The sequence below is a fragment of the Streptomyces hygroscopicus subsp. hygroscopicus genome (genome assembly GCF_030269125.1).
In the GTDB taxonomy this organism is placed as follows: domain Bacteria; phylum Actinomycetota; class Actinomycetes; order Streptomycetales; family Streptomycetaceae; genus Streptomyces; species Streptomyces hygroscopicus_C.
The window spans coordinates 1-844 of sequence record NZ_BSSM01000053.1; the positions used below are offsets into that span (position 1 = coordinate 1).

Below are 844 nucleotides of genomic sequence, written 5' to 3' on the forward strand. Positions count from 1 at the left end.
GATGGTGGTGGTGACGGTCTGGGTGGCGGTGTTGATCACGCTGACCGTGCCGTCGCCGGAGTTCGTGACGTAGACGGTCGAGCCGTCGGGAGTGATCGCCACACCGAAGGGTGTGCCGCCGACGGGGATGGTGGTGGTGACGGTCTGGGTGGCGGTGTCGATCACGCTGACCGTGCCGGCACCGGAGTTGGCGACGTAGAGGGTCGAGCCGTCGGGGCTGATCGCGATACCGAGGGGGACGCTGCCGACGGGGATGGTGGTGGTGACGGTCTGGGTGGCGGTGTCGATCACGCTGACCGTGTTGTCACCGGAGTTGGTGACGTAGACGGTCGAGTTGTCCGGCGCGATGGTGGCCCAGAAGGGGACGCTGCCGACGGGGATGGTGGTGGTGACGGTCTGGGTGGTGGTGTCGATCACGCTGACGGTGTTGTCGCCTTCGTTGGTGACGTAGGCGGTGGTTCCGTTGGGGGTGATCGCGACGCCGGTGGGGAAGTTGCCGACGGTGACGGTCGGGTCGGGCAGGGCTGTGAGGCGTGGGCGGTTGAATGGACGGAAGCTGAGGAGTCGACGCCAGGCGGAGGTCGGTTGTGTGGACATGGGGTGCCCCCTCTTGCCGTAGTTCGGTGACGGGGGTGGGGCTGCCGAGGAGTCAACGAGCCTGGTTGTGCCGTGTGTACGGGTCAGGCTTCCAGGAAGCGTCCACCATGGTTGTCGCCGAGCTGTAGGTGCTGCGGGCTCGGTCGCTGTCGGCTCCCGGCGAGGAGGTGGGCGGTCCTTCCGGGGGCGGTTGCAAGTAATCCATCACCTCTCGACGCCCCACCACCCATCCACCCCGAAATCACCC

Annotated in this window: 1 protein-coding gene; it reads right to left on the reverse strand. The window is 66.9% G+C overall.

All coding sequences use genetic code 11. The features are described from left to right. A partial coding sequence (locus QSK45_RS38050; RefSeq protein WP_285563530.1) for a YncE family protein occupies window positions 1–597 on the reverse strand: 597 nt, incomplete at its 3' end. Window positions 598–844: the final 247 nt, after the last annotated feature.